The organism is Streptomyces sp. NPDC044571 (genome assembly GCF_040647115.1).
In the GTDB taxonomy this organism is placed as follows: domain Bacteria; phylum Actinomycetota; class Actinomycetes; order Streptomycetales; family Streptomycetaceae; genus Streptomyces.
This window is the reverse complement of record NZ_JBEZBN010000016.1, coordinates 89,986-114,738: the sequence shown is the minus strand read 5'-3', so window position 1 is coordinate 114,738 and position 24,753 is coordinate 89,986. Positions and strand designations below refer to the sequence as shown.

The window sequence follows — 24,753 nt, the reverse complement described above, 5'->3', positions numbered from 1 at the left end:
GTCCCAGTTCGCCGCGGGCAGCACCGCCCGCGTGAACTCGGCGATCGCATCTAAGTCACCCTGGGTGACGCACCCCTGTGACTCATCCGGGCCCTCGGGCCGGAAGGCTCAGCCGCGCGTGAGCCACGGCCGCAGCAGCTTGCTGACTGCGGGCATGGCCACGTAGGTCATCAGGGTGCTGAAGACGACCGTGAAGGCGGCCGTGCGGACCACGAAGGGCAGATCCACCAGGAACGGCCCGAGCAGCGCGTTGCCGAGCAGCGAGATCGGGAAGATCGCCAGCCCGGAGCTGATCGCCATCTTCCACCGGGGCGGCGCGGGCCGGGTGGTACCCGGCTTGGCGAACCAGGTCTCCATTCCGTGCAGTTCACGCCGGGCTATCTCGGTGTGGTGGTGGCCCTCGCAGTTCGCGAAGAAGGCCGCCCGCTCGGCGGACGCCTGCCAGCGCTCCAAGGCCCCCTGATCGCGGAAGCGGTGAACGAGGAACCAGGGGGCGCCCTCGGCCGCCGGGCGGAACAGCCCGTACCCCAGATGGTCCGGGAAGGACGCCGCGGTCTCCAGGATCCCGCGCGCCCAGTCTTCGAACGCCTCCTCGTAACCGGGCTCCACCTGTCGGGCGATGAGCAGGCTCACCTCCCCGTTGTCGGCGGGGACGGTGTGCTCGGACGTGTCGGTGAGGGCCATCGGGTCAGGATGACTAGTTGGTGCCGATCTTGGCCAGCAGGTCCACGATGCGGCCCTGTACGTCCGCGGTGGTGGCCCGCTCCGCGAGGAAGAGCACGCTCTCCCCGGACGCCAGTCGCGGCAGGTGCGACTCCTCGATGCCGGCGGTCGTGTAGACGACCAGCGGCGTGCGGTTCAGCTGCCCGTTGGCACGCAGCCAGTCCACGATCCCCGCCCGCCGCCGGCGTACCTGCATCAGGTCCATGACCACCAGGTTGGGCCTCACCTGCGTCGCCAGTTCCACCGCGTCGGTGTCGGCGCCCGCCCGCGCGACCTGGAGGCCGCGGCGTTCCAGAGCAGCCGTGAGCGCGGTCGCGATCTCGTCGTGCTCCTCGATCAGCAGCACCCGGGAGGGATGCTGTTCGCTGTCGCGCGGCGCAAGCGCCTTGAGGAGGACGGCGGGGTCCGCCCCGTACGCCGCTTCGCGCGTGGCGTGGCCGAGCCCGGCCGTGACCAGTACGGGCACCTCGGCGGCCACCGCGGCCTGCCGCAGGGACTGGAGGGCGGTACGGGTGATCGGGCCGGTCAGCGGGTCCACGAACAGCGCGGCGGGGAACGCGGCGATCTGCGCGTCCACCTCCTCGCGCGAGTGTACGATCACCGGCCGGTACCCGCGGTCGCTGAGTGCCTGCTGGGTCTGCACGTCCGGGGCGGGCCACACCAGGAGCCGGCGCGGGTTGTCCAGCGGCTCCGGGGGCAGTTCGTCGTCCACGGGCTGCGGCACGGGCCGGTTGACCACCTCGACGGCGCCTCCGGGCCCGTCCAGCGGCTCGGGGCCCTCGGCGGCGCCCGCCTCCGGGGCTCCTATCGCGAAGGCCCGGCCCTGCGGAGCGGGTTCGGCGAGCCGGCGTCGGCGGCCGGAGCCGCTCGTGGCACCGGCGCCGCCGGTCGCGTCCACCGAGATGCCCTGACCGAGGGTGCCGAGGGCACGCACGCTGATCGGCTGCGCAGGATCGGCCGGAGCGTCCTGCGGCCGGCGGGCCCCCGGCACGGCGACGGAGCCCGCGGCCTCGTCCTCCGGTGCGGTCCGGGCCCCGGGAACGGGCCAGGCGGGGGTGGCGGGCAGGGCACGCCGCCGCCCGGTCGGCTGTACGGGTTCCTCTCCGGCCGCGGTCGCGGACGGCTGCGCGGCGGCGGCCTCGGGCACGGCACCGGGCGCACCCAGCATCCGCCGCCCGCGTCGCCCCGCCGGAGCGTCGCCCGTGCCCTCGGCCGCGGCCTCGGTGTCCGCGGGTGCAGAGGCGGCGGCTGCCGGATCCGGAGCCGGGGCCGGGGTCGGGCCGGCGGGAAGGGCGAAACCGCCCTCGGGAGCGATGGGCCGCACCGGCGCCGGGGTGGGGCCGAGCCCCGTCGCGGGCACGGGGCCGCCCGGCTGCGGCGCTGCCACGGGGCCGAGGGCGCGACGCCGCGCGGCGGGATGCTCCGTCAGCGGAACGGGCGGCACGGCGGGAATCCCGGGCACCCCCGGCACTCCGGCCACCGGAGCCCCGCTCGGTACCGGAGTCGGCTGCGGGCCCACCGGCACCGGCGGGAGCGCGGGCATGCCGGTCCCGGGCGGCGGTACGGGCCGAACGGAGCCCTCTGCGCCGCCCTCCGCGCTGCCGTCGCCGGCCCGGCCGCGGCGGCGCCCGGTCCCCAGGCCCGCCGGGTTCACCGGGGACTGGGCCAGCTCAGGACCGGCCCCGGGCGTACCGGCAGCACCGTCGGCACCAGGAGCCTCGCCCGCCCGCCGCCGGCCCGACGGCAGGGCCAGCGCGCCCCCGGCCTCGGCCCCGCCGGACGCCTGGCTCTCCTCGGCCGCGTCCTCCAGGAACGCGTCCACACCGCGCCGGGCCCGCCGGCGTGCGGGCGGCGACGGCTCCTTGGCGGGCTCCGGTTCCGGTTCCGGTTCCGGATCCGGCAGGGTCACCGTCCCGGCTCCCGAACCCAGCGGCAGCTCCAGCACGTACGCCCCGCCGGGGGCCCCCGGAACCTCCACGGTCTGCAGGACGCCCCCGTGCGCGCTCACGATGCCCCGCACGATCGGCTCGTGCACCGGGTTCCCGCCCTCGTACGGCCCGCGCACCTCGATCCGTACGACCTCGCCGCGCTGCGCGGCGGCGACCACGATCGTCGAGTCGCTGTACCCGCTGCCCTGGGGGGTCTTGCCGGTGGCGTCCACCCCGGCGACGTCCGCGACCAGGTGCGCCAACGCGGTCGCGATCCGCCCCGCGTCGACCTCGGCCTCGATGGTCGGGGCGTGGACGGCGAACTGGACGCGGCCCGGGCCGATCAGCTCGACCGCTCCCTCGACGCCGGCCGCGACGACCCCGTTGATCAGGACGTTCTTCTTCTTCAGCTTCTCGCTGCCGGCGTCGAGCCGCTGGAAGCCGAGCACGTTGTCCACCAGCGTGGTCATCCGGGAGTACCCGGCGGCCAGGTGGTGCAGCAGCTGGTTGGCCTCGGGCCACAGCTGTCCCGCGTCGTCCGCGGCGAGCGTGGCCAGCTCACCACGGAGCTCTTCCAGCGGCCCGCGCAGGGACTCGCCGAGGACCGCCAGCAGCTGCGCGTGCCGCGCCGCCAGCGCGTCGTAGGGCCGCCGGTCGGTGAAGGTCATCACGGCGCCGACGAGCAGCTCGCCGTCCCGGACGGGCGAGGTGGTCAGGTCGACGGCGACCGGCTGCCCGGCCTTGTTCCACAGCACCTGCCCGCGGACCCGGTGCTTGCGCCCGCTGCGCAGGGTGTCGGCGAGCGGGGACTCCTCGAAGGGGAACGGCGAGCCGTCGGCCCGGGAGTGCTGGACGAGCCCGTGCAGCTCCCGGTTGCCGAGGTCGGTGGCGCGGTAGCCGAGGATCTGCGCGGCGGCCGGGTTGACGAGGACGACCCGGCCTTCGGTGTCCGTACCGACGACGCCCTCGGCGGCGGCCCGCAGGATCATCTCGGTCTGCCGCTGCGAGCGGGCGAGCTCGGCCTCGGTGTCCACCGTTTCGGAGAGATCGCGTACGACGAGCATCAGCAGCTCGTCACCGGTGTACGGCTGCGGTTCGCGGTAGGCGTCGCGACCGTCGAGATGGGCGGCGGTGACCTCGACGGGGAACTCGGACCCGTCGGTGCGGCGCGCGATCATCCGCTTGGGCTTGGCCCGGCCGCCCTCGTCCTCACCGGGCCGGCGCATGGAGCCGGGGATCAGCTTGGAGTCGAACTCGGGGAGGAGGTCCAGTACGCCGCGTCCGACGAGAGCGGTGCCGGGGCTCTCCATCACCTCAAGGGCGATCGAATTCGCGTTGACCACCGTGCCGTTGGCGTTGACGAGCAACAGCGCGTCCGGAAGTGCGTCGAGTATTGCTGCGAGGCGAGCAGCGCCTCGGGATGGCCTGCTGCTCACGACGAGCTTCCTCCCTGACCACGACTACCGGCATGTCACGGGAGGAGTCTAAGGGCACGGCCCCGGCCCGAGGTGGCGGATGGCCGGCGGATACCGCGCATCCCGGGCATCCTCCCAGGTCAGGAGCGCTTACCCGGAAGCACAGGTTCCAACTCGTTCCAACGTGCGATCTCGCACCCGTTGGTCCGCCGGAACACGGCGTCCACCTTGCGGCCTTGCCACGTTCCGGTGATGCGCGCGGTGGCCGGCCCGCCGTCCTGCATGGTGCACATCTGCCGCTTGCCGGGCTCGGTGAAGGGATCCCTGCCCTCCTTCGCGAGCTGGTCCAGGCGGGCGCAGGCCTCCTCGGCCTCGGGGTGGTTCCCGCCGACGGGATCGCACTCCAGCCGGTACTCGCCGTCCGTCAGGGGGTTGCCGGTGCCGGACACGGCGACGACGAGCCGGTCGGGTGTCGCCAGCAGGCGGCCCAGCGGCAGCGGGGGAAGCGGCCCTGCGGCCGTGGCGGCCAGGGCCGAGGTGACGGCGAATGCGGCGAGACGCAGCATGGGGCACTCCAGGTCGTCCGTACGTCGTACGCCTGCTCAACGACGCGGCGGGTGCCGACGTTGCGTACGGGTCGCCGGGGTGCCGGGGTCGCGGGGCGCGCCGGAGTGCACGCACGTGCTCCGGGCGGGCTTAAGGCTTTGCTCCGGGGCCAGCTGTCCTAGTACCGTGGGAGCGGATTGGTGACCGGCCCTGCGACTGTGTCATCATCTGCACGCACCCTCGTACGCGGGGGTGTGCTGGAGGCGTCGCCTAGTCCGGTCTATGGCGCCGCACTGCTAATGCGGTTTGGGGCTTACCCCCCATCGAGGGTTCAAATCCCTCCGCCTCCGCACCTCGCCGAAGCCCCGGTCCTCACGGACCGGGGCTTCGGTGCATTCCGGCCACGGGCCTCCGTCGCCCCAACACCGTCCCGACATCCGCGCGAACCCCGCCGGATGATCTCGCTCCGGACCGTTTCCGCAGGTCAGGACCGGTTTGGGCAATGGATTTCGCGTCCCGCCGAGGTCCATGTATTGTTGTTCTCGCAAGGCCAACGGGGCGAAAAACCCCGAGAAGCCCAAGCACTCGTAGCTTAACGGATAGAGCATCTGACTACGGATCAGAAGGTTGCAGGTTCGAATCCTGCCGAGTGCACAGCCGAAGAGGCCCCCCGGTTCGCCGGGGGGCCTCTTGCGTTGCCGGATGGAGCGCGGGGTGTCCTCCTCGGTGAGGAGGGGGGACCCGGACGGGGTTCGGGGTGGGGGTCCGTCCGGCGGGGGACGATCTCCGGCGGGGGCGTGGGTACCGTGCCGGGAGATCCGTCGAAACCGCAGGGGGACTCTCATGGGACTGTTCGGGAACGCGCACACGGTCGATCCGGTGTCGGCGCAGCGGGACTACGCGCGGCTGCTCGGGCACGGAGAGCGGGTGCATGCCGCGTTTCTGTTGATACGGGACACCATCCTGTTCACCGACCGGCGGCTGGTGCTGGTCGACAAGCAGGGGCTCACCGGGAAGAAGGTGGAGTACCACTCCATCCCGTACCGGAGCATCACGCACTTCTCCGTCGAGACCGCCGGCCACTTCGACCTCGACGCCGAGCTGAAGATCTGGCTCTCCGGCAGCGCGGCCCCGATCGAGAAGACGTTCACCAAGGGCGTGGACATCTACGAGGTGCAGGCGATCCTCACCCAGTTCGTCGCCCGGTAGGCCGAGGGCCCGGTGCGTCCCCGCGGGTCCGGTGGCTCCTCACAGGACGCGGGGGAGGCCCGTCACCGAGACGACCAGGGAGTAGAGCGACGTGGTCGCGGTGATGAAGAGGCGGTTGTTCTTCGGGCCGCCGAAGGCGATGTTCGACACCGGTTCGGGGACGCGGAGGCGGCCGATCAGGGTGCCGTCCGGGGCGTAGCAGTGCACGCCGTTCTCCATCGCCGCCGCCCACAGCCGCCCCTGGTCGTCGAAGCGGATGTTGTCGACGGGGCGGCAGGTCGTGAAGACGCGGTCCCCGGTCAGGGTGCCCTCGTCGGTGACCTTGAAGGCGCGGATGTGGCCGGCCCGGGTGTCCGCCGCGTACAGCTCGCGCTCGTCCGGGGAGAAGACCAGGCCGTTGGGGCCCAGGAAGCCGTCCGCGACCAGGCGCACTTCGCCGGTCACCGGGTCGGCCCGGTAGAGGTTGCACGCGCCGATCTCGCTCTGGGCGCGGTGTCCCTCGTAGTCGCTGGTGATGCCGAAGTCCGGGTCGGAGAACCAGATCGAGCCGTCCGAGCGGACCACGGCGTCGTTCGGGCTGTTGAGCCGCTTGCCCTCGAAGCGGTCCGCGATGACCGTGAGGGTGCCGTTCGGCTCCGTGCGGGTGACGCGCCGGTTGCCCTGCTCGCAGGTGATCAGGCGGCCCTCGCGGTCCAGGGTGTTGCCGTTGGGGTGACCGGCCGGGGTGCGGAAGACGGAGACTGCGCCGGTCGCCTCGTCCCAGCGCAGCATGCGGTCGTTGGGGATGTCGCTCCACACCAGGTGCCGCCAGGCCGGCAGGTACAGCGGGCCCTCCGCCCAGCGGCAGTCGTCGTACAGCCGCTCCAGGCGCGCGTCGCCGTTGGCGCAGCGGCCGGTGCGGAAGCGCTCGTCCAGGATCTCGTACAGGTTGAGATCGGCAATGGATGACATGCTTCCCCCTGAGATGTGACTGACCGAATGGTGTTCGGCTCAGGGGTGAGATTGCAGGATCATGTACCGTCTGCGCAAGGGATTCCATGGAAACCGGGATGGGAAGGGAAGATCGCGTGGACGACATCGACCGGGCGCTCGTCCTGCGTCTGCAGCAGGACGCGGGCCAGTCGTACGCCGCCCTCGGCGCCGCCGTCGGGCTCTCGGCCGGAGCCACGCACGAGCGCGTGCGCAAGCTGCGCGAGCGCGGAGTCATCCGCCGCACGACGATCGACGTGGACCCCGCGGCCGTCGGGAGCGGGGTGCTCGCCTACGTGATGGTCGACTCCAACGCCTGGATGGGGGACTCCCGCCCCGCGTTCGAGGCCATCGCGGAGATCCAGGAGGCGCACATCATCGCGGGCAGCGCGTCGGTCCTGGTCAAGGTGCGCACGGCCTCCACCGAGCAGCTCCAGGACGTGCTGCGGCGCCTCTACGCCATCGAGGGGGTCAGCGGTACGCACGCCACCGTCGTCCTGGAGACCTTTTTCGAGCGGGCCCTGCCCCTGTGACCTGGTGGTGCACCGGGATCCGGTGGAACGACGGGCAGCCCGCCATCGGGTGGTACGCCGAGGGGCGCGGCGAGCGCACCAGCCCGCTCGCCTACGGGCAGCGCCCCGCGTTCGCGGCGCGCGGGGAGCGGCGCTGCCTGGGGGTGCGCCGGGCCGGGAGGCGGACCCCGTGTCCGACCACCGCCACCGTGCCCGCCCGGGCGGGGAACGCCCAGTGCCCCGAATGCGCCCGCCTGGACCGGTCATTCTCGGTGGCGGCCGACACCAACGCCGCCGATCCGCGTCCGTACCGGGTCTACCTCGCCTGGTTCGGGCCGGGCATGGTCAAGGTCGGCATCACCGTCGAGGAGCGCGGCCCGGTGCGGCTGCTGGAGCAGGGGGCGGTGACCTGGGCCTGGCTGGGGCGGGGGCCGCTGATGGCCGCCCGCCGCACCGAGGAGCTGTTGCGGGCGGCCCTCGGGGTGCCGGACCGGATCGCGTACGCCCGCAAGCGCGCCGTACGGGGGCACCTGCCGGCCGGGGAGGAGCGGGCCCGGGAGGTCGCCGAGCTGCATGCCCGGGCCGCCGCGCTGGCGGGATGGCCGGAGTCGCTGGACCGTCTGGCCTGCGAAGTCACCGACCATGCGGGCGTCTTCGGGCTGGCGGGACTGCCCGCCCCGACGACGGTGGTCACCGCGATGGCGCCCGGCGGGACCGTCGTCGGCCGCCTCGTCGCCGCGGCGGGTCCCGATCTGCACTTCGCGGACGGGCTCGTGGTCGACACCCGCCTGCTGGCCGGCTGGGAACTCGTCGCCCCCGGAGCCGATGCAGCCGAGGGCGCGGCAGGGGTGCCGGTCGCCGGGATCCCGCCCATGCCCACCGGTGACGGCGGTGGCGACGGCGGCGGGCAGGAGGGCCTCTTCTGACCGCCGCCGTGGCCACGGCCCTGATCGGCGGGTCAAAACTTGGATCCCTTTGGCTCCTCGGGCCTCTTTCCGGTGGACATGCCGGGGGGCCTGCGCCGAGGGTGGTCGGCATGACCATCCAGCCCGTACCCGCTTTCGAACCGCCCTACGTCATGGCGGTGTTCAGCAGTGTCCGCACGTCCGAAGACACCGGCTACCCGGAGACCCTCGCCCGGATGGGCGAGATCGTCCGGGGCAATCCCGGCTTCCTCGGCTACGAGTCCGCCCGCTCCCCCGGCGGCCTCGGCATCACCGTCGCCTACTTCCGCGACCACGAGTCCCTGACCCTGTGGCGGCAGGACCTGGAGCACCAGGCGGCCATGAAGCAGGGCCGCTCCGACTGGTACGAGAGCTACACCCTGCATGTCGCCACCGTCGAGCGGAGTCACGGCTTTGCCCGCAACGGCTGAGGCGGTCCGCGCCATCCGGGAGCGGCTCGGGCTGCCCGGACTCGTCGACGTACACACCCACTTCATGCCCGCACGGGTCCTGGAGAAGGTGTGGGACTACTTCGACGCGGTCGGCCCGCTGACCGGCGTCGCCTGGCCCATCACCTACCGGCACGAGGAGGAGCAGCGGGTCGCGCTGCTGCGTGCGTTCGGGGTCCGCGCCTTCACCTCCATGCTCTACCCGCACAAGCCGGAGATGGCGGCCTGGCTCAACTCCTGGTCCGCGGACTTCGCCGCCCGCACTCCCGACTGCCTGCACACCGCGACCTTCTTCCCCGAGGAGCAGGCGGCCGGGTACGTCCGCCAGGCCGTCGAGGCCGGCGCCCGGGTGTTCAAGGCGCACCTCCAGGTCGGCGGGTACGACCCGAACGACGAGCGGCTCGAACCCGTCTGGGGGCTGCTCGCCGAGGCCCGGATCCCGATCGTGATCCACTGTGGCTCGGGTCCGGTCCCCGGCAAGCACACCGGGCCCGAGCCGATCGCCCGGCTGCTGGCCCGCCACCCGCGGCTGCCGCTGATCGTCGCGCACATGGGCATGCCGGAGTACGCCGACTTCCTGGACCTGGCCGACCGCCACCCCGAGGTGCGGCTGGACACCACCATGGCCTTCACCGACTTCTCCGAGCAGTTCGGCGGGTTCCCGCCGGGGGACCTCGGACGGCTGGCGGACCTCGGCGACCGGATCCTCCTCGGCACCGACTTCCCGAACATCCCCTACCCCTACGAACACCAGCTCCTCGCCCTCGAACGGCTCGGTCTCGGTGACGCCTGGCTGCGCGCCGTCTGCCATGACAACGGGGCCCGGCTGTTCGGCCTGGGCCCGAACCCCTGAGAGGCGTTTCTCAGGAAATTCACAGGGAGGAACAACAACGCTCTCAGAGGCGGCGGCCAGCGTGGTCGCATGACAGCGACGACCACCTCCCATGCGTCCACGTCCGCCGGCACGCCCACGGCCCTCGTACGGCCCGACGGCACCCCGTGCCGGGTCCTCGTCGTCGACGACGAAGCCTCGCTCTCCGAGCTGTTGTCCTTGGCCCTGCGCTACGAGGGCTGCGAGGTCCGCAGCGCGGGGGACGGGGCCGGCGCGGTGCGGGCCGCGCGGGAATTCCGGCCGGACGTCGTGGTACTCGACATCATGCTCCCCGACATGGACGGGCTGGCCGTGCTCGGCCGGCTGCGCCGCGAGCTCCCACAGGTCCCGGTGCTGTTCCTGACCGCGAAGGACTCCGTCGAGGACCGGATCGCCGGCCTGACGGCGGGCGGGGACGACTACGTCACCAAGCCGTTCAGCCTGGAGGAGGTCGTGGCCCGGCTGCGCGGACTGGTCCGCCGCTCGGGTGCGGCGCAGGCCGCACGAGGCGGCTCCGTCCTGGCCGTGGGTGACCTGCGGCTCGACGAGGACAGCCACGAGGTGTCCCGGGGCGGTCAGGAGATCCACCTGACCGCCACCGAGTTCGAGCTGCTGCGCTACCTCATGCGCAACCCGCGGCGCGTGCTGAGCAAGGCGCAGATCCTTGACCGCGTGTGGTCGTACGACTTCGGCGGTCAGGCCAATGTCGTCGAGCTGTACATCTCCTACCTGCGGCGGAAGCTGGAGAGCGGCCCCGGCCTGCCCCCGATGATCCACACCCGGCGCGGCGCCGGATACCTGATCAAGCCGGCCGAGTAGTGGCAGTGCGACGGCTGCGCCCCGCGTTCAGGGGCGGGGCCCGTTGGCTGCACCCGCCGCGGTCCTGGTCCCTGCGGGCCCGGCTCGTCGTCTCCGCGGTGGCGCTGATCGCCGTCGTGGGAGCTGCCATCGGGGCCGTCACCACCCTCGCGCTGCGCTCCTACCTCGTCGACAAGCTCGACGAGCAGCTGCGCGTCTCCGTCGAGATGGCGACCCACGGCGCCGGCGCGGCCAAGGCCGCTCGCGACAAGGACGCCTTCATCCTGGGCCCCGGCAGCCCGCTCGGCACCGCCGGCATCCGGCTCGACGCCAACGGCAGGTCCGTCGGCACCGGCGGCCGCAGCGCCGCCGTCGGCGGCCCCGGGTACGAGCCCCGCCAGCCCCTCACCACCGTCCAGGCTGCCGCCTTCGAGCGGGCCGCCCGCAAGGCCGCCGGACAGGGCCGGCCCGAGGCCGTCGATCTGGACGTGCCGGGGCTGGGTGCCTACCGGGCGCTGACCGCCCCCGACGGCAGCCTGATCCTCGGCTTCCCGCTCGCCGAGGTCGACTCCACCGTGAGCACCCTGATCGCCGTCGAGGTCTTCGTCACCCTGGCCGGCCTGATCGCCGCCTCGCTCGCCGGACAGGCCCTGGTCGGGGTCGCCCTGCGTCCGCTGCGGCGGGTGGCGGCCACCGCCACCCGCGTCTCCGAACTGCCGCTGCACAGCGGGGAACCCGACCTCCACGAGCGGGTGCCGGATGCCGAAGCCGACCCGCGCACCGAGGTCGGCCAGGTCGGCGCGGCCCTCAACCGGATGCTGGGCCACGTCTCCTCCGCCCTCACCGCCCGCCAGCAGAGCGAGATGCGGGTCCGGCAGTTCGTCGCGGACGCCAGCCATGAGCTGCGCACTCCGCTGGCCTCCATCCGCGGATACGCCGAACTCACCCGCCGGGGACGGGAAGAGCCCGGCCCCGACACCCGGCACGCCCTCGGCCGCATCGAGTCCGAGGCGACCCGGATGACCGGCCTCGTCGAGGACCTGCTGCTGCTGGCCCGGCTCGACGCGGGCCGTCCGCTCTGCTCGACCGACACCGACCTGGCCCCGCTCGTCATCGATGCCGTCAGCGACGCCCGGGCCGCCGGGCCCGAGCACCACTGGCGCCTGACCCTCCCCGACGAGCCCGCGCCCGTCCGCGCCGACCCGGCCCGGATCCAGCAGGTCCTGGTCAACCTGCTCGCCAACGCCCGAACCCACACCCCGCCCGGCACCACCGTCACGGCCCATGTTTCACGTGAAACATCCGCCGTCCGGCTGCGGATCGAGGACAACGGGCCCGGCATCCCGCCCGCCCTGCTCCCCCATGTCTTCGAGCGGTTCGCGCGCGGCGACGCCTCGCGCTCACGCCACGCGGGCTCCACCGGCCTCGGACTCGCCATCGTCGAAGCCGTGGTGAGCGCGCACGACGGCCGGGTCGACGTGCGCAGCGAGCCGGGGCGGACCTGCTTCGAAGTCCTGCTGCCCCTGGCCGCGGACCCCGAGCGCACGGAGCGGAACTCACAGACAGGGCACAGGCTCAGCACACAGCGGTGACAGCCCGCCGGGCGAGGGTCGGGGCATGCCAATCGACACCTCTCTGGGCGCCCTCCCCGCTCGGGCGCACCTCGCGCCCGTGCCCGGCGAGCCCGTACTCGACGTGGTGATCCCGGTCTTCAACGAGGAGAAGGACCTCGGCCCGTGCGTGCGCCGACTCCACGACCACCTCACCCGTACCTTCCCGTACCCCTTCCGGATCACGATCGCCGACAACGCGAGCACCGACCGCACCCCGCAGGTCGCGGCCGCCCTTGCGGGCAGCGTCGACGGCGTACGCAGCACCCGCCTGGAGGAGAACGGCCGCGGCCGCGCCCTGCGCACCGTCTGGTCCCGCTCCGAGGCCCCCGTCCTCGCGTACATGGACGTGGACCTCTCCACCGACCTCAACGCGCTGCTGCCGCTGGTCGCCCCGCTGATCTCCGGGCACTCCGACCTCGCCATCGGCACCCGCCTCGCCCGCTCCTCACGGGTGGTGCGCGGAGCCAAACGGGAGTTCGTCTCCCGCGCCTACAACCTGCTCCTGCGGTCCTCGCTCGCCGCCCGCTTCAGTGACGCCCAGTGCGGGTTCAAGGCCATCCGGCGGGACGTCGCCCAGCGCCTGCTGCCGCTCGTGGAGGATTCGGGCTGGTTCTTCGACACCGAGATGCTGGTGCTCGCCGAGCGGGCCGGACTGCGGATCCACGAGGTGCCGGTGGACTGGGTCGACGACCCCGACTCCACCGTCCACATCGTGAAGACCGCCACCGAGGACCTCAAGGGCGTCTGGCGGGTGGGCCGGGCCCTGGCCATGGGCGCACTGCCGCTCGACCGGCTCGCCCGCCCCTTCGGGGACGATCCGCGCGACCGCAGCGCCCTGCCCGGGCTGCCGAGCGGGCTGGCCCGCCAGCTCCTCGGCTTCTGCGCCGTCGGCGTGCTGTCCACCGTGGGCTATCTGCTCCTGTACTCCCTCTTCCGGCTCGGCACCGGCCCGCAGCCCGCCAACGCCATCGCCCTGCTGGTCTCCGCCGTGGCGAACACCACGGCCAACCGCCGGCTCACCTTCGGGGTCCGAGGCCGGGCCAGGGCCGTCCGCCACCAGGCGCAGGGGCTCGTCGTGTTCGCCGTCGGCCTGGCGCTGACCAGTGGCTCCCTCGCCGCGCTCGGCGCCGCCACCGCCCGCCCCGCCCACAGCACCGAACTGGCCGTCCTGATCACGGCCAACCTCGCCGCCACCGTGCTGCGGTTCCTGCTCTTCCGCGCCTGGGTCTTTCCCGAGCGGCGCCCCACCCCTGTGAAGGACGACATCCGATGACCACGGCCGTACCCCCCATGGACTCCCCGTTCCCGGAACGGGCCCCGACCCCGCAGCCGCCGACGACCGCCGCTGGGGCGAGCTCCGCGCACTCCCGCCGGGAGCGCCCCCGCTGGGAGCGGCCCGCCTACGCGGCGCTCCTCCTGGCCACGGCCGTCCTGCTGCTGTGGAACCTGGGCGCCTCCGGCTACGCCAACTCCTTCTACTCCGCCGCCGTCCAGGCGGGCAGCGAGAGCTGGAAGGCCTTCTTCTTCGGCTCGTCGGACGCCGGGAACTCCATCACCGTCGACAAGCCCCCGGCCGCCCTGTGGCCGATGGCCCTGTCCGTGCGGTTGTTCGGCCTCGGCTCCTGGCAGATCCTCGTCCCGCAGGCCCTCATGGGGGTCGGCACCACCGCCGTGCTGTACGCCGCGGTACGCCGCCACTTCGGGCCGGCGGCCGCCCTGATCAGCGGCGCGGTCTTCGCGCTGACGCCGGTCGCCGCGCTGATGTTCCGCTTCAACAACCCCGACGCGCTGCTCACCCTACTGCTGACGGTCACCGTCGCCTGCGTGCTGCGTGCGCTCGACGGCGCCCACACGAAGTGGCTGGTCTGGGCGGGAGTCGCGATCGGCTTCGCCTTCCTGACCAAGACCCTGCAGGCCTTCGTCATCCTGCCGCCGCTGGCCCTCGTGTACGCCGTCTGCGCACCCACCCGCCTGCGCCGCCGGCTCGGGCAACTGCTGCTCGCCGGTGCCGCGGTGGTGGTGGCGGGTGGCTGGTGGGTGGCGATCGTGGAGCTCTGGCCGACGGCCTCCCGCCCGTACATCGGCGGCTCGCAGACCAATTCCTTCCTGGAGCTGACCCTCGGCTACAACGGCCTCGGCCGGATCAACGGCAACGAGACCGGCAGCGTCGGCGGCGGTGCACGCCCTGGCGGAGCGGGTGGCGGCGGTGGCGGTGGCTGGGGGGAGACCGGGATCGACCGGCTCTTCTCGGCCAACATCGGCGGTCAGATCTCCTGGCTGCTGCCCGCCGCCCTGATCATGCTGGTTGCCGGACTGGTCATCACCTGGCGGGCCCGCCGCGCCGCCGACTCCCTGGAGGGCATGGCCCGCGCCGCCTTCCTGGTCTGGGGCGGGGCGCTGCTGATCACCGCCCTCGTCTTCAGCTACATGCAGGGCATCTTCCACGAGTACTACACCGTGGCGCTGGCGCCCTTCGTGGCCGCCCTCGTCGGGATGGGCACCGCGCTGCTGTGGGAGGAACGGGGCAGCCGGGCCGCCGCGGTCACGCTGTCCGGCACCCTCGCTCTGACCGCCGTGTGGTCGTACGTCCTGCTGGGGCGCTCCTCCGGCTACCTGCCGTGGCTGCGCTGGACGGTCCTGGCCACCGGTGCGGCCGCCGCCCTCGGGCTGCTCCTCGGGGCCCGGCTCGGCCGCCGTTTCGCGGTGGGAGCGGCGGCCCTGGGCCTGGGCGCCGCCCTGGCCGGTCCGCTCGCGTACTGCCTGACCACCGTGGACTCCGCGCGCGGAGGGTCGATCGTGACGGCGGGGCCCGCGGTCGCGGGCGGCCGGATGGGCATGCGGTTCCCCGGGGGCGGGGACTTTCCGCCGGGCGCCGCCCCGCAGGGCGCCGGCCAGGGACAGCAGGGCCAGGGACAGCAGGGCCGGCAGGGCGGTCCGCAGGGAGGCCCCCGGGGCGGGGCGGGCAACGCCGCCCAGGGGTTTCCGGGCGGCGGCCCGTTCGGCGCCGGGATGCCGGGGGGAGCCACCGGATTTCCCGGCGAGCGCGCCGGGCGCGGCGGTGCCGCGGGCGGCCCCGGCGGACTGTTGAACGGTACGAAGCCCAGCGCACAGGCCACGGCGGCGCTGCGCAAGGATGCGGACGCCTACACCTGGGCGGCGGCCGCCGTCGGCGCCCAGAACGCGGCGAGCTACCAGCTGGCCTCCGGTCAACCGGTGATGCCCGTCGGCGGCTTCAACGGCAGCGACCCGTCGCCGACCCTGGCGAAGTTCCAGGAGTACGTGAAGTCCGGGAGGATCCACTACTTCATCGGTGAGGGCAACGGCTCAGGCGGCGAGGGCACGCGCGGTGGTGGTCCCGGCGGCCCGGGCGGCCCCGGTGGGTCCACGAGCACCGCCATCGCGAGCTGGGTGCGGGCCAACTTCCGCTCCGTCACCATCGGCAGCGCCACCTTCTACGACCTGACGGCCCCTCTGAACGGCGCGTCCACCCCGTCCTGAACCAGGCGGAACGCGAGGGGCACCTCTAGCATCAAGTGGGCGGACCGGGCATTCCGGGCTGATCCAGCTGTTGTGAGGAGGGTGCCTCCATGGTGACCGCGGCCGATTCCGGCACGAACCGAACCAGTGTGTGGCTGGCCTCCCGGCCGGCCGCCCCCGCCAGACGCCGCAGTGAGGCGCCGTCCGGCCTGGACCGGGAGCGGATCACCTGCGCGACGGTACGGCTGCTCGACGCCGAAGGACTGGCCCGGTTCTCGATGCGGCGCCTGGCGGCCGGGCTCGGGGTCACCGCGATGTCCCTGTACTGGTACGTGGACACCAAGCACGACCTGCTCGAACTCGCCCTCGACCGGGCGCTGGGCGAGCTCATTCCGCCGCAGACCGGTCCGGCCGGGTCGGCCCCCGAGGGCTGGCCCGGCCGGCTGCGTCTGCTCGCCTTCGGCTACCGGCGGCTGTTGGCGGACCACCCCTGGGTGGCTCCGCTGACCGCGGCGTACCCGAACATCGGCCCGCACGCCCGGGCCTTCGACGCGGCGCTGCAGCGTCTGCTCGATGCCACCGGCCTGACGGACGGCGCCCGGACCGGCGCCCACCTGGCCGTGTCGCAGTTCCTGCACGGCTGCGGGGGCACGGTCCTGGGGTCGACCGAGGGAGACTTCGGCCTGGCGCTCGACGTCCTGATCGCCGGCATCGAGGCGAAGGCCGCCGCACGGAACGGCCTGCCGGCCCGGGGCCGGGCCTAGCGGGCCGCTCCCCACTGCCCCGCGGAGCGGCTATTCGGCTGTCGCTGCGGCCGACGTGGCGGCCGGCGTCGAGGCTGCCGCCGGGGTGTGCACCGCCGGCTTCGACTTCAGGGCGACCTCCTTGATGAACAGCACCAGGATCAGCCCGAGGAGCGCACAGGGAGCGGAGTAGAGGAAGACATCGCCGACGCCGTGCCCGTACGCGGACTCGATGACCTGGCGGAACGGCGCCGGGAGCTTGTCCAGGTCGGGGATCCCGCCCCCGGCGGTGCCGCCGTGGCCCATGGCCGCCGCCTTCGGGCCGAGTGCGGCCAGCCCGTCCTTGACGTAGTGGGTGACCCGGTTGGCCATGACCGCGCCGAGCGCCGAGACGCCCATGGCGCCGCCGAGCGAGCGGAAGAAGGTGACGACGGAGCTGGCCGCGCCCAGGTCCTCCGGGGCCACCTGGTTCTGGGTGGCGAGGACCAGGTTCTGCATCATCATGCCGAGACCGAGGCCGGTCAGCGCCATGTAGACCGCGATGTGCCAGTACGGGGTGTCGTACCGCAGAGTGCCCAGCAGGCCGAGCCCGGCCGTCAGCAGGACACCGCCGGAGACGAGCCAGGCCTTCCACTTGCCGGTCTTGGTGATCACCTGGCCGGAAACCGTGGAGGAGACGAAGAGCCCGCCGATCATCGGAATCGTCAGGATTCCGGACATCGTCGGGGACTCGCCCCGGGCCAACTGGAAGAACTGGCTGAAAAACACCGTGCCCGAGAACATCGCGATGCCGACGAACAGCGAGGCGGCCGAGGCGAGGCTGATGGTCTTGTTGCGGAACAGGCGCAGCGGGATGATCGGGTCGCTCGCCCGGGACTCCACGAGCACGAAGAGCACGCCGAGCACCACCGCGCCGCCGGTCATCGCCACGGTGGTCCAGGACAGCCAGCCGTACGAGTCCCCGGCCTGGGTGACCCAGATCAGCAGCAGGGACACGGCCCCGCTGATCAGGAAGGCGCCGAGCCAGTCGACCTTCACGTCGCGGCGGACGACCGGGAGGCGCAGCGTCTTCTGCAGGACGATCAGGGCGATGATCGCGAACGGGACGCCGACGTAGAAGCACCAGCGCCAGCCCAGCCACTCGGTGTCGGTGATGACGCCGCCGAGCAGCGGACCGCCGACGGTGGCGACGGCGAACACCGCGCCGAGGTAGCCGCTGTACCGGCCGCGCTCGCGCGGGGAGATCATCGCGGCCATCACGATCTGGGCGAGGGCGGACAGGCCGCCGACGCCTATGCCCTGGACCACGCGGCAGGCGATGAGCATGCCGGTGTTCTGCGACATGCCGGCGACCACGGAGCCGAGGACGTAGATGACCAGGGATATCTGGACCAGCAGCTTCTTGCTGAAGAGGTCGGAGAGCTTGCCCCAGAGCGGGGTCGCCGCCGTCATCGACAGCAGGGCCGCGGTGACGACCCAGGTGTACGAGGACTGGGTGCCGCCGAGGTCGCTGATGATCTGCGGCAGGGCGTTGGAGACGATCGTGGACGACAGGATCGCCACGAACATGCCGAGCATGAGCCCGGACAGCGCCTTCATGATCTGCGGGTGGGTCATGGGGGCGGGGGCGGGCGCGGGCACGCCGTCGGAAGTGGTCTCCGACGGGCCGCCTGCCCGCACACCGGTGGGTGTGGGGGTAGCCATGTGGTTCCTTCGTCCGGAAGTGTCTAGAAGCTCGATCGGAGCCGGGACAGCAGGGTGTTCAGTACGTCGATGTCGTGGGCGGACCAGTCGGCGAGCGCTCTTTCGAGGGCGCCGGTGTACCGGGCGCCGAGCTCGGCGAGCAGCGCGCGGCCGGCCGGGGTGAGCCGCAGGATCCGGCAGCGGCCGTCTCCGGGGTCGATGTCACGGGTGATCCACCCGCGGTCGGCGACGTGGGCCACGTGGCGGCTGGTCACGGAGATGTCGACGGCCATGTGGTCGGCGAGGCGGCTGAGCCGCATCTCGCCGTGGCGGTCGAGCACCGTGAGCACGGCGGCGGAGCCGGGCGGGCAGTCCGCGGGGAGCATGCGGGCGAGATCACGCTTGACCGCGCCGATGCCGGTGAGCTGGCGGGCCAGCTCCTCGTAGCGGGTGGCGGTGGTCACCGGGTGTCCCCCTCTCCCTCTTCGCTAGTTGTTGCTTAGGGCAACCATAGAAGCGATTGGTTGCTACAGGCAAATGAATCCGGGGGTGAGGCGGTAAAGGAATCGGAAAACCCGCTAGGGTCCTGACCCATGGCTGCGAACCAGTACTCGAACTCGAACCACAACTCCCAGGGTCCCGAGGGCAACTACGACCCCGCGGGCAGCACCCAGATGTTCCGGGCGTTCGTCGAGGAGGCCGAGCCCGTGCGGGCCGCCGCCCCCGGCTCGCGGCGGCAGGCGAAGCCGGCCGGCTCGAAGACCGGGGCCCGTCTGGGTCTGGCCCTCGGCCTCGTGCTCCTCATCGGCGCGGTCGCCTGGCTGGCCCTGCGCTGAGCCCTTGGGGCAAGCCCGGGGCCGAGCCCTGGGGCAAGCCCTCGGGCCGAGCCCTGGGCGCACGGCGCTCAGCTCCAGGTGACCGCGGCCCGGCGGGTCTCCACGTGCATGCCCAGGGGGACCCGCCAGGACTCCACGCAGACCGTGTAGGTCTGCGTCCTCGTCGTGCCACCCGGGATGGGCGCGGGCAGCGGCTGGGACGTGGTGATCGTCGCCCAGTCGATGCCGAGGGCGCCGATGATGTGCGTCTCGAAGCCGACCGTGCCCGAACGGGCCGCCGTGCTGCCGGTGTTGGTGAATCCCACGGTCACCCGCTCGCACCAGCGGTCCGCCGCCGGAGCGCGGGTCAGCGGGCCGGGCGTCAGCCGCGCCGGAGTGGACGCGGGCGGCGGTGTGGCTCCCGGGGTGGTGCCGGGGGTGGTCCCCGGGGTGCCGCCCGGCGGGGCGCCGGGGGTGGCGGGCGGCGTTGAGGTCGGCCTCGCCCCGGGGGCGGTGGAGGGTGGCAGCGGGGCGCCGGGCGCGGTGCTCGCGGCTCCGCCCTGGGCGGAGCCGGCCGGGGGCTGGACCTCCGGTGCACCGGGCGCCGTACGCGAGGAGGACGGGGATCCGCCCGCCGCCGACGGGCCGGAGAGCGGCTGGAACTCCACCGGGGCCTGCGGGGCGACGTTGTCGCCCGCGATCCGCTCCGGGCCGGGGGCCACCGCGCCCGCGGCCGCGTAGCCGTCGCGTACGGGGCCGCCGCATCCGGTCAGGCCGGCGGCGGCGGCCGTGCAGCACAGGGCGAGGAGGGTGAACGCGCGCGGTCCCATTCGCATCGCCGTAGTGTCACTGACTCCGCGTCAGATGGGAACCCCGTACGCTCACCGGCCGGGCGCCGCCCTCACTCGCCGATCAGGCCCACCCGCAGCTGCGCGAGCGTGCGCGTCAGCAGCCGCGAGACGTGCATCTGGGAGATGCCGACCTCCTCGCCGATCTGCGACTGGGTCATGTTCGCGAAGAACCGCAGCATGATGATCTGCCGCTCCCGGGGCGGGAGTTTGGCGAGCAGCGGCTTCAGCGACTCGCGGTACTCGACGCCTTCGAGGGCGCTGTCCTCGTAGCCGAGGCGGTCCGCGAGGGAGCCCTCCCCGCCCTCGTCCTCGGGGGAGGGCGAGTCGAGCGAGGAGGCGGTGTAGGCGTTGCCGACGGCGAGACCGTCGACCACGTCCTCCTCCGACACCCCGAGCACGGCGGCCAGTTCGGGCACCGTCGGCGAGCGGTCGAGCTTCTGTGCGAGCTCGTCGCTGGCCTTGGTGAGGGCGAGGCGCAGTTCCTGGAGGCGGCGCGGGACGCGCACGGACCAGGACGTGTCCCTAAAGAATCGTTTGATCTCGCCCACGACCGTCGGCATGGCGAACGTCGGGAACTCCACCCCGCGTTCGCAGTCGAACCGGTCGATCGCCTTGATCAGGCCGATCGTGCCGACCTGGACGATGTCCTCCATCGGCTCGTTGCGGCTGCGGAAGCGGGCGGCCGCGTACCGCACGAGGGGCAGGTTCAGCTCGATCAGGGTGTCGCGTACGTACGCCCGTTCGGGACTGTCCGCGTCCAGGGCGGCAAGTCGCTGGAAGAGGGAGCGGGAGAGGGTGCGGGTGTCGATGGCTTCCGAGCGGTCGAACGCTGCAGGTGCTGCCGGCGCCTCGCTCTTGACGAGCGTGAGCACCTTGGAGCTGCCCTGATCTACGGACATGCCACCCCCTTGAGGTCGCGGACGGTCGCGTTGGGCGCGCCCGTCGGAGGAACGCAGCCTCCACCTGAATACCGGAGGCGGGGCTGCGGCAAACGCGGTTCCAGCAGAATGTCACATGTCGGCAACGCGCTGTAGCGCCATGTCGACATATATCTCCAGCGACAGAGCGGAATGAGCCCGTTCTGTCGGGAAACGGTGGAGCGATCTCCACTCGTTCCGGTTAAGCCTCGATCCTGTTTGCGGATCGCAGGCGCGCGAAGCTCCGCGCGAGCAGCCGGGACACGTGCATCTGGGAGACCCCGAGCTCCGCGCTGATCTGCGACTGCGTCAGATTGTTGTAGTACCGCAGCAGCAGGATCCTTTGTTCACGCTCGGGCAGCTGTACGAGGAGGTGCCGTACGAGGTCGCGGTGCTCGACACCGGCGAGCTCGGGGTCCTCGTAGCCGAGGCGGTCCAGCAGCCCGGGCAGGCCGTCACCCTCCTGGGCGGCCTCCAGTGAGGTGGCGTGGTAGCTGCGGCCGGCCTCGATGCACGACAGCACCTCCTCCTCCGTGATCCGCAGCCGCTCGGCGATCTCGGGGGTGGTCGGGGTCCGGCCGTGCAGGGTGGTGAGGTCCTCGGTGGCGGCGTTCACCTGCACCCACAGCTCGTGGAGCCGGCGCGGCACGTGGACGGTTCGGACGTTGTCGCGGAAGTACCGCTTGATCTCGCCCACGACGGTCGGCATGGCGAAGGTGGGGAACTGCACCCCGCGGTCGGGGTCGAAGCGGTCGATGGCGTTGATGAGCCCGATCGTGCCGACCTGGACCACGTCCTCCATCGGCTCGTTGCGGCTGCGGAAGCGGGCGGCTGCGTAGCGGACGAGCGGGAGGTTGGCCTCGATCAGGGCCCCGCGCACCCGGTTGTGCTCGCTGGTGCCCGGCTGGAGGCCCTTCAGCTGCCCGAACAGGACCTGGGTGAGGGCCCGGGTGTCGGCGCCCCGGCCCTGCGGCCTGGGGGCGGTCGGCGGCTCCGCGGGGGCCTGCGGGAGCGCCTCCGGCCGGGCGTGCGGGGTGTCGGCCGCCCGGGCCGCTCCGGCCGGGGCATCCGGCTGGGGGTGCGGTTGGGGGTGCGACTGGGCCTCATGCTGGGGCGGGACCTGGGCGTCGTGCTCGCTCCCGTGCTCGGTCTGCTGCTCGACCCTCTTCTCGGCCTGCCGGGTCTGCTGGACCTGGTGGATCTGGTGGATCTGCTCGCTCCCGTGCTGGGAGCCGTGCTGAGGTCCGTGCTGGGGGTCCTGCTGGGGTGGCACCTGAGGCGCTGTACTGGCCGGCACGGTCACGCCACCCCTTCATGTAACTCATCCGTCAAAAGCGGTCATAGCATCACAAGACATGTGCACTGTGTGCAAGCACCGTATATCGCCGTGTTGAGGGCAAGTTGGGCATAATGGGGTGTTTTGGGTGGGGCCACGACAAGGCCGGCCCGGGCGGCGCGGGTGTGCGCCGGTAACGCAAAACCCCCCACCCGTCGGAGTGGGGGGCCGGAAGTCCGGAAGCCGCTTCAGCGTACGGGTCAGCGCACCAGTTCGGTCATGAACGCGCCGATGCCGTGGGCGGCGTCCGAAATGCCCTGGAAGCCTATTTTGACGATGTCGGCAGCCTTGACCGGCTGGGTGATGATCACGAAGAGGACGAACACCAACAGTCCACCCATGATCATCTTCTTGGTTTCCATGAGCGGTGTCGGCCTCCCCAACCGGGCTTTGCGCAGTCGGGTGAGTCTAACCGGTCATCTCCGGGCACTCACCCGGGCTTTATGGACCAACGGCCCGGCGTCCCGGGCCTTTTGCCGCTGGGTGCGCGGGTGCGCGCGGCGCAGTATGGAAGACGAACCCACCGGTTCTGGCAGGAAACCGGTGGGTGAGGCCCCGACCCCGGTCGGGGCCTTCGGTGTACGGAGGCGGAAGCGCCGGCGGGCGGCCCGGACGGCTACTGGATGGCGCCGGCCAGGCCCAGGACGGGCTCGACGGGGGCGATCACGGGCGCCAGGTGGTTCGGCAGGTTCATCAGCTGGCCGAGCTGGTTCAGCCCGGGGGTGACCATGGAGCCGATCTCCTGCACGGAGCCGGGCGTGGCCCCTTCCGGCATGTTCGGCGCCGCCTGCGGCAGGTCCGGGAGGGCGAGCGGGGCCAGGGGGGCGGCGGAGGCGGCCGGTGCGGCGAGGCCCGCGGCGGCCCCCGCGAGGGCGAAGGCGGCGAGCATGCGCTGGGTCTTGGTCATGCCGTGACAACGGCCGAGCGGGCGGCCGGTCACGCGCGGCCGCCCCCGCCCTCACCGGAGCGGAGTACGCACCGGCGGCCGTCCGGCCCGGCGCCCGTTCGCACCGGCTGCCCCGAACGGCCGCGCCCGTACGGGAACGCCGCCGCGAGCGCAAAGACGCCGCGAGCGCAAAGACGCCGCGAGCGCAAAGACGCCGCGAGCGCAAAGACGCCGAGAGCCCCGTCCCTTGCGGGGCGGGGCTCTCGGTAGAAGCGGTAGTGGAGGGATTTGAACCCCCGATGGGTTGCCCCATACTCGCTTTCGAGGCGAGCTCCTTCGGCCACTCGGACACACTACCGAGATGGATCCTAGCCTAAGGATCGGCATCCGCTGAAATCGGTGTCGCCGAGCCGCCTCAGAGGTCCCTGAAGAAGTCCGTCAGCTGTCGCGCGCACTCCTCGCCGAGCACGCCGCGCACCACTTCGGGACGGTGGTTGAGCCTGCGGTCCCGTACGAGGTCCCACAGCGAGCCCGCCGCGCCCGCCTTCTCGTCCGCGGCCCCGTACACGACGCGCGCCACCCGCGACTGGACGAGCGCGCCCGCGCACATCACGCACGGCTCCAGGGTCACCACCAGGGTGCACCCCGCGAGCCGCCATTCCCCCAGCCGGGCGGCCGCCCGCCGCAGCGCCAGTACCTCGGCGTGCGCCGTCGGGTCGCCGGTGGCCTCCCGCTCGTTGTACCCGGTGGCGAGGAGCCCCCCGTCCGGGCCCAGCACGACGGCGCCGACCGGCACATCGCCGGCCGGCACCGCCCGGGCGGCCTCCTGGAGCGCCAGGCGCATGGAGTCCCGCCACGGGTCCCGTACGGGATCGGGACCGTGCGTGGGGTGGTGCATGGCGATCACTAGCGGACGGCCTCCAGCACCTCGGTGGCGCCGAGGGAATCGGCGATCTCCGAGAGGGCGTCCCCGTCGAGGGCCATCAGTTGTTTGTGGCTGACGCCGAGGTCGTCGAGCAGCCGGGGGTCACCGAGCGGACCGGCCGGGACCGGCTCCGCGCCCGACCCGACCTCCTCGTCCTCGCCGTCCCCCAGGTCGGTGAACGCCGAGATGGTGTCCTCCTCGCCGTCCTCGGTGCCGTCCAGGTCCAGTTCGTCGAGTTCGTCGTCCTCCTCGTCGCTGCCCAGCAGCTCGTCGGTCAGCATCGAGCCGTAGGAGCTGCGGGAGGCCGCGGAGGCGTTCGACACGAAGTACCGCGGGTCCTCCTCGCCGTCCACGCGGACGACGCCGAACCAGGCGTCCTCCTGCTCGATGAGGGCGACCACCGTGTCGTCGTCGACAGCGGCGGCACGGGCGAGATCGATCAGATCACTGAGGGACTCGACGTCGTCGAGTTCCATGTCGCTCGCTTCCCACCCGTCTTCGGTGCGCGCGAGCAGTGCGGCGAAGTACACCGTGACTCTCCCACTGGTCATAGGCGTGCCGGTTGGAGGTCCCCCCGGCCGGAGGTGGGGAGGGTTGGAACGGCCGTCCTGCTCACCGTTTCGTGCCCCGCCCAATCGGCATCGTGGCAGAAACGGCGGCGTTGCGAGAGGTCTTCCGCGCTTGCGTCGTGCCGTGCCGTGCGCTCCGCGGGGTGCGGGGGTGCGGCGGGGCGGCCTGTCGGCCGCCGCCGATCCACCCGCGTCCCCCCGGCGCGGCGGCCCTTCGGCGGGCCGTACGGGCCGCTCCGCCGGGGGCCGTACGGCCCGGTACGGATCGACCCGGCAGCTCGGCCGTGTCGCGCTCCGGGTGCCGGCCGCTACCAGCGGAAGGTGCGCATGCGCATCTGCTGACGCATGCGGGCCGCGCGGGCGCGGCGGGGCTGGACGCGGTCGCGCAGGGCCCGCGCCTCCATCAGGTCGCGCAGGAACTGGGCCCGGCGCGCCCTTCGCTGCGCCGCCGTCTCCGTCGCCTCGGACTCGTCATTCTGTTGGCTCGGCTGCGTGTCGGGCATCGGCCACCACCCCTGGCTGGTCCGGTCGTCCTCCTCCGCAGGCGCGAAGCAGACCCCCTGCCTCCACTTTC

Annotated in this window: 25 protein-coding genes and 3 tRNA genes; 13 read left to right on the top strand and 15 right to left on the bottom strand. The window is 72.7% G+C overall.

Going from position 1 to position 24,753, the window contains the following annotated elements; genetic code table 11:
* Nucleotides 1–108 precede the first annotated feature (108 nt).
* From AB0B01_RS11525 to AB0B01_RS11515, 3 genes are all read right to left on the bottom strand, one after another.
* Nucleotides 109–684 carry an antibiotic biosynthesis monooxygenase gene (locus AB0B01_RS11525; protein ID WP_361715933.1) on the bottom strand — a complete coding sequence of 192 codons (576 nt, stop codon included), beginning with the start codon at nucleotides 682–684 and terminating at the stop codon, nucleotides 109–111.
* 13 nt (nucleotides 685–697) lie between these two features.
* A complete protein-coding gene (locus AB0B01_RS11520) occupies nucleotides 698–4,087 on the bottom strand; it encodes a PAS domain-containing protein (protein WP_361715930.1) in 3,390 nt (1,129 codons plus the stop codon).
* A 119-nt stretch (nucleotides 4,088–4,206) separates the two neighbouring features.
* Nucleotides 4,207–4,632, bottom strand: a complete 426-nt coding sequence (locus AB0B01_RS11515; protein ID WP_361715927.1) for an SSI family serine proteinase inhibitor — start codon at nucleotides 4,630–4,632, stop codon at nucleotides 4,207–4,209.
* Between the two features lie 239 nt (nucleotides 4,633–4,871).
* Here AB0B01_RS11515 and AB0B01_RS11510 point away from each other — a divergent pair.
* From AB0B01_RS11510 to AB0B01_RS11500, 3 genes are all read left to right on the top strand, one after another.
* Nucleotides 4,872–4,962 (top strand) — tRNA-Ser (locus tag AB0B01_RS11510).
* A 231-nt stretch (nucleotides 4,963–5,193) separates the two neighbouring features.
* Nucleotides 5,194–5,266: transfer RNA gene (locus AB0B01_RS11505), tRNA-Arg, on the top strand.
* Between the two features lie 189 nt (nucleotides 5,267–5,455).
* Nucleotides 5,456–5,821: a PH domain-containing protein gene (locus AB0B01_RS11500; RefSeq protein ID WP_361715924.1), complete on the top strand. Its 366-nt coding sequence runs from the start codon at nucleotides 5,456–5,458 to the stop codon at nucleotides 5,819–5,821.
* A 39-nt stretch (nucleotides 5,822–5,860) separates the two neighbouring features.
* Here the strand turns inward: AB0B01_RS11500 and AB0B01_RS11495 are convergent, their stop codons facing one another.
* On the bottom strand, nucleotides 5,861–6,772 hold the full coding sequence (locus AB0B01_RS11495) for an SMP-30/gluconolactonase/LRE family protein (protein WP_361715921.1): 912 nt from the start codon (nucleotides 6,770–6,772) through the stop codon (nucleotides 5,861–5,863).
* Between the two features lie 116 nt (nucleotides 6,773–6,888).
* Here AB0B01_RS11495 and AB0B01_RS11490 point away from each other — a divergent pair, with 116 nt between their 5' ends.
* The 9 genes from AB0B01_RS11490 (at nucleotide 6,889) to AB0B01_RS11450 (ending at nucleotide 16,218) form a co-directional block, all read left to right on the top strand.
* On the top strand, nucleotides 6,889–7,323 hold the full coding sequence (locus tag AB0B01_RS11490) for an Lrp/AsnC family transcriptional regulator (protein ID WP_356845552.1): 435 nt from the start codon (nucleotides 6,889–6,891) through the stop codon (nucleotides 7,321–7,323).
* Complete coding sequence (locus AB0B01_RS11485) at nucleotides 7,320–8,228, top strand: DUF2797 domain-containing protein (protein WP_361715918.1); 909 nt, start codon at nucleotides 7,320–7,322, stop codon at nucleotides 8,226–8,228. Before AB0B01_RS11490 ends, AB0B01_RS11485 begins: the two co-directional genes overlap by 4 nt.
* A gap of 110 nt (nucleotides 8,229–8,338) precedes the next feature.
* Nucleotides 8,339–8,677 carry an antibiotic biosynthesis monooxygenase gene (locus AB0B01_RS11480; protein ID WP_361715915.1) on the top strand — a complete coding sequence of 113 codons (339 nt, stop codon included), beginning with the start codon at nucleotides 8,339–8,341 and terminating at the stop codon, nucleotides 8,675–8,677.
* Nucleotides 8,631–9,548: an amidohydrolase family protein gene (locus tag AB0B01_RS11475; RefSeq protein WP_361715912.1), complete on the top strand. Its 918-nt coding sequence runs from the start codon at nucleotides 8,631–8,633 to the stop codon at nucleotides 9,546–9,548. Before AB0B01_RS11480 ends, AB0B01_RS11475 begins: the two co-directional genes overlap by 47 nt.
* A gap of 69 nt (nucleotides 9,549–9,617) precedes the next feature.
* Nucleotides 9,618–10,385, top strand: coding sequence for a response regulator transcription factor (locus tag AB0B01_RS11470; protein ID WP_361715909.1), 768 nt, complete (start codon nucleotides 9,618–9,620; stop codon nucleotides 10,383–10,385).
* A 5-nt stretch (nucleotides 10,386–10,390) separates the two neighbouring features.
* Nucleotides 10,391–11,956, top strand: coding sequence for a HAMP domain-containing sensor histidine kinase (locus AB0B01_RS11465; protein ID WP_361715906.1), 1,566 nt, complete (start codon nucleotides 10,391–10,393; stop codon nucleotides 11,954–11,956).
* Between the two features lie 25 nt (nucleotides 11,957–11,981).
* The gene (locus tag AB0B01_RS11460) at nucleotides 11,982–13,250 is read left to right on the top strand and encodes a bifunctional glycosyltransferase family 2/GtrA family protein (protein WP_361715903.1); all 1,269 of its coding nucleotides are present in this window, start codon (nucleotides 11,982–11,984) and stop codon (nucleotides 13,248–13,250) included.
* Nucleotides 13,247–15,475, top strand: coding sequence for a glycosyltransferase family 39 protein (locus AB0B01_RS11455; protein ID WP_361715900.1), 2,229 nt, complete (start codon nucleotides 13,247–13,249; stop codon nucleotides 15,473–15,475). Before AB0B01_RS11460 ends, AB0B01_RS11455 begins: the two co-directional genes overlap by 4 nt.
* 89 nt (nucleotides 15,476–15,564) lie before the next feature.
* Nucleotides 15,565–16,218, top strand: a complete 654-nt coding sequence (locus tag AB0B01_RS11450; protein WP_361715897.1) for a TetR/AcrR family transcriptional regulator — start codon at nucleotides 15,565–15,567, stop codon at nucleotides 16,216–16,218.
* A gap of 30 nt (nucleotides 16,219–16,248) precedes the next feature.
* Here AB0B01_RS11450 and AB0B01_RS11445 read toward each other — a convergent pair whose 3' ends face one another.
* Together AB0B01_RS11445 and AB0B01_RS11440 are read right to left on the bottom strand one after the other, a co-directional pair.
* Nucleotides 16,249–17,901, bottom strand: a complete 1,653-nt coding sequence (locus AB0B01_RS11445) for an MDR family MFS transporter (protein WP_361715894.1) — start codon at nucleotides 17,899–17,901, stop codon at nucleotides 16,249–16,251.
* A gap of 23 nt (nucleotides 17,902–17,924) precedes the next feature.
* On the bottom strand, nucleotides 17,925–18,344 hold the full coding sequence (locus AB0B01_RS11440) for a MarR family transcriptional regulator (protein WP_361715891.1): 420 nt from the start codon (nucleotides 18,342–18,344) through the stop codon (nucleotides 17,925–17,927).
* A 129-nt stretch (nucleotides 18,345–18,473) separates the two neighbouring features.
* Between AB0B01_RS11440 and AB0B01_RS11435 the strand changes: the two genes are divergently transcribed.
* Complete coding sequence (locus AB0B01_RS11435; protein ID WP_361715888.1) at nucleotides 18,474–18,716, top strand: hypothetical protein; 243 nt, start codon at nucleotides 18,474–18,476, stop codon at nucleotides 18,714–18,716.
* 68 nt (nucleotides 18,717–18,784) lie between these two features.
* Here the strand turns inward: AB0B01_RS11435 and AB0B01_RS11430 are convergent, their stop codons facing one another.
* The 9 genes from AB0B01_RS11430 to AB0B01_RS11390 all read right to left on the bottom strand — a co-directional run bounded on the left by AB0B01_RS11430 (nucleotide 18,785) and on the right by AB0B01_RS11390 (nucleotide 24,682).
* Nucleotides 18,785–19,531, bottom strand: coding sequence for a hypothetical protein (locus AB0B01_RS11430; RefSeq protein ID WP_361715885.1), 747 nt, complete (start codon nucleotides 19,529–19,531; stop codon nucleotides 18,785–18,787).
* Nucleotides 19,532–19,596: 65 nt separating this feature from the next.
* Nucleotides 19,597–20,445, bottom strand: coding sequence for an RNA polymerase sigma factor SigF (locus tag AB0B01_RS11425; RefSeq protein WP_356845539.1), 849 nt, complete (start codon nucleotides 20,443–20,445; stop codon nucleotides 19,597–19,599).
* A 220-nt stretch (nucleotides 20,446–20,665) separates the two neighbouring features.
* Entirely contained in the window at nucleotides 20,666–21,736 is a 1,071-nt protein-coding gene (locus AB0B01_RS11420) for an RNA polymerase sigma factor SigF (protein WP_361715882.1), read from the bottom strand.
* A 263-nt stretch (nucleotides 21,737–21,999) separates the two neighbouring features.
* Nucleotides 22,000–22,161, bottom strand: coding sequence for a hypothetical protein (locus AB0B01_RS11415; protein ID WP_356845537.1), 162 nt, complete (start codon nucleotides 22,159–22,161; stop codon nucleotides 22,000–22,002).
* 254 nt (nucleotides 22,162–22,415) lie between these two features.
* Nucleotides 22,416–22,706 (bottom strand): hypothetical protein, encoded by a 291-nt coding sequence (locus AB0B01_RS11410; RefSeq protein WP_361715878.1) that lies wholly within the window; start codon nucleotides 22,704–22,706, stop codon nucleotides 22,416–22,418.
* A gap of 252 nt (nucleotides 22,707–22,958) precedes the next feature.
* Nucleotides 22,959–23,043 (bottom strand) — tRNA-Ser (locus tag AB0B01_RS11405).
* Between the two features lie 57 nt (nucleotides 23,044–23,100).
* The gene (tadA, locus tag AB0B01_RS11400; protein WP_361715951.1) at nucleotides 23,101–23,583 is read right to left on the bottom strand and encodes a tRNA adenosine(34) deaminase TadA; all 483 of its coding nucleotides are present in this window, start codon (nucleotides 23,581–23,583) and stop codon (nucleotides 23,101–23,103) included.
* Nucleotides 23,584–23,591: 8 nt separating this feature from the next.
* A complete protein-coding gene (locus AB0B01_RS11395; RefSeq protein ID WP_361715875.1) occupies nucleotides 23,592–24,140 on the bottom strand; it encodes a hypothetical protein in 549 nt (182 codons plus the stop codon).
* Nucleotides 24,141–24,487: 347 nt separating this feature from the next.
* Nucleotides 24,488–24,682 carry a hypothetical protein gene (locus AB0B01_RS11390; protein ID WP_361715872.1) on the bottom strand — a complete coding sequence of 65 codons (195 nt, stop codon included), beginning with the start codon at nucleotides 24,680–24,682 and terminating at the stop codon, nucleotides 24,488–24,490.
* Between the last annotated feature and the right edge of the window lie 71 nt (nucleotides 24,683–24,753).

Coding starts and splice junctions, on each gene's coding strand:
- AB0B01_RS11480 (WP_361715915.1), top strand. CDS start 8,339: ATGACCATCCAGCCCGTACCCGCTTTCGAACCGCCCTACGTCATGGCG.
- AB0B01_RS11475 (WP_361715912.1), top strand. CDS start 8,631: ATGTCGCCACCGTCGAGCGGAGTCACGGCTTTGCCCGCAACGGCTGAG.
- AB0B01_RS11515 (WP_361715927.1), bottom strand. CDS start 4,632: ATGCTGCGTCTCGCCGCATTCGCCGTCACCTCGGCCCTGGCCGCCACG.
- AB0B01_RS11460 (WP_361715903.1), top strand. CDS start 11,982: ATGCCAATCGACACCTCTCTGGGCGCCCTCCCCGCTCGGGCGCACCTC.
- AB0B01_RS11450 (WP_361715897.1), top strand. CDS start 15,565: ATGGTGACCGCGGCCGATTCCGGCACGAACCGAACCAGTGTGTGGCTG.
- AB0B01_RS11470 (WP_361715909.1), top strand. CDS start 9,618: ATGACAGCGACGACCACCTCCCATGCGTCCACGTCCGCCGGCACGCCC.
- AB0B01_RS11430 (WP_361715885.1), bottom strand. CDS start 19,531: ATGCGAATGGGACCGCGCGCGTTCACCCTCCTCGCCCTGTGCTGCACG.
- AB0B01_RS11525 (WP_361715933.1), bottom strand. CDS start 684: ATGGCCCTCACCGACACGTCCGAGCACACCGTCCCCGCCGACAACGGG.
- AB0B01_RS11410 (WP_361715878.1), bottom strand. CDS start 22,706: ATGACCAAGACCCAGCGCATGCTCGCCGCCTTCGCCCTCGCGGGGGCC.
- AB0B01_RS11495 (WP_361715921.1), bottom strand. CDS start 6,772: ATGTCATCCATTGCCGATCTCAACCTGTACGAGATCCTGGACGAGCGC.
- AB0B01_RS11500 (WP_361715924.1), top strand. CDS start 5,456: ATGGGACTGTTCGGGAACGCGCACACGGTCGATCCGGTGTCGGCGCAG.
- AB0B01_RS11445 (WP_361715894.1), bottom strand. CDS start 17,901: ATGGCTACCCCCACACCCACCGGTGTGCGGGCAGGCGGCCCGTCGGAG.
- tadA (WP_361715951.1), bottom strand. CDS start 23,583: ATGCACCACCCCACGCACGGTCCCGATCCCGTACGGGACCCGTGGCGG.
- AB0B01_RS11435 (WP_361715888.1), top strand. CDS start 18,474: ATGGCTGCGAACCAGTACTCGAACTCGAACCACAACTCCCAGGGTCCC.
- AB0B01_RS11390 (WP_361715872.1), bottom strand. CDS start 24,682: ATGCCCGACACGCAGCCGAGCCAACAGAATGACGAGTCCGAGGCGACG.
- AB0B01_RS11415 (WP_356845537.1), bottom strand. CDS start 22,161: ATGGAAACCAAGAAGATGATCATGGGTGGACTGTTGGTGTTCGTCCTC.
- AB0B01_RS11455 (WP_361715900.1), top strand. CDS start 13,247: ATGACCACGGCCGTACCCCCCATGGACTCCCCGTTCCCGGAACGGGCC.
- AB0B01_RS11425 (WP_356845539.1), bottom strand. CDS start 20,445: ATGTCCGTAGATCAGGGCAGCTCCAAGGTGCTCACGCTCGTCAAGAGC.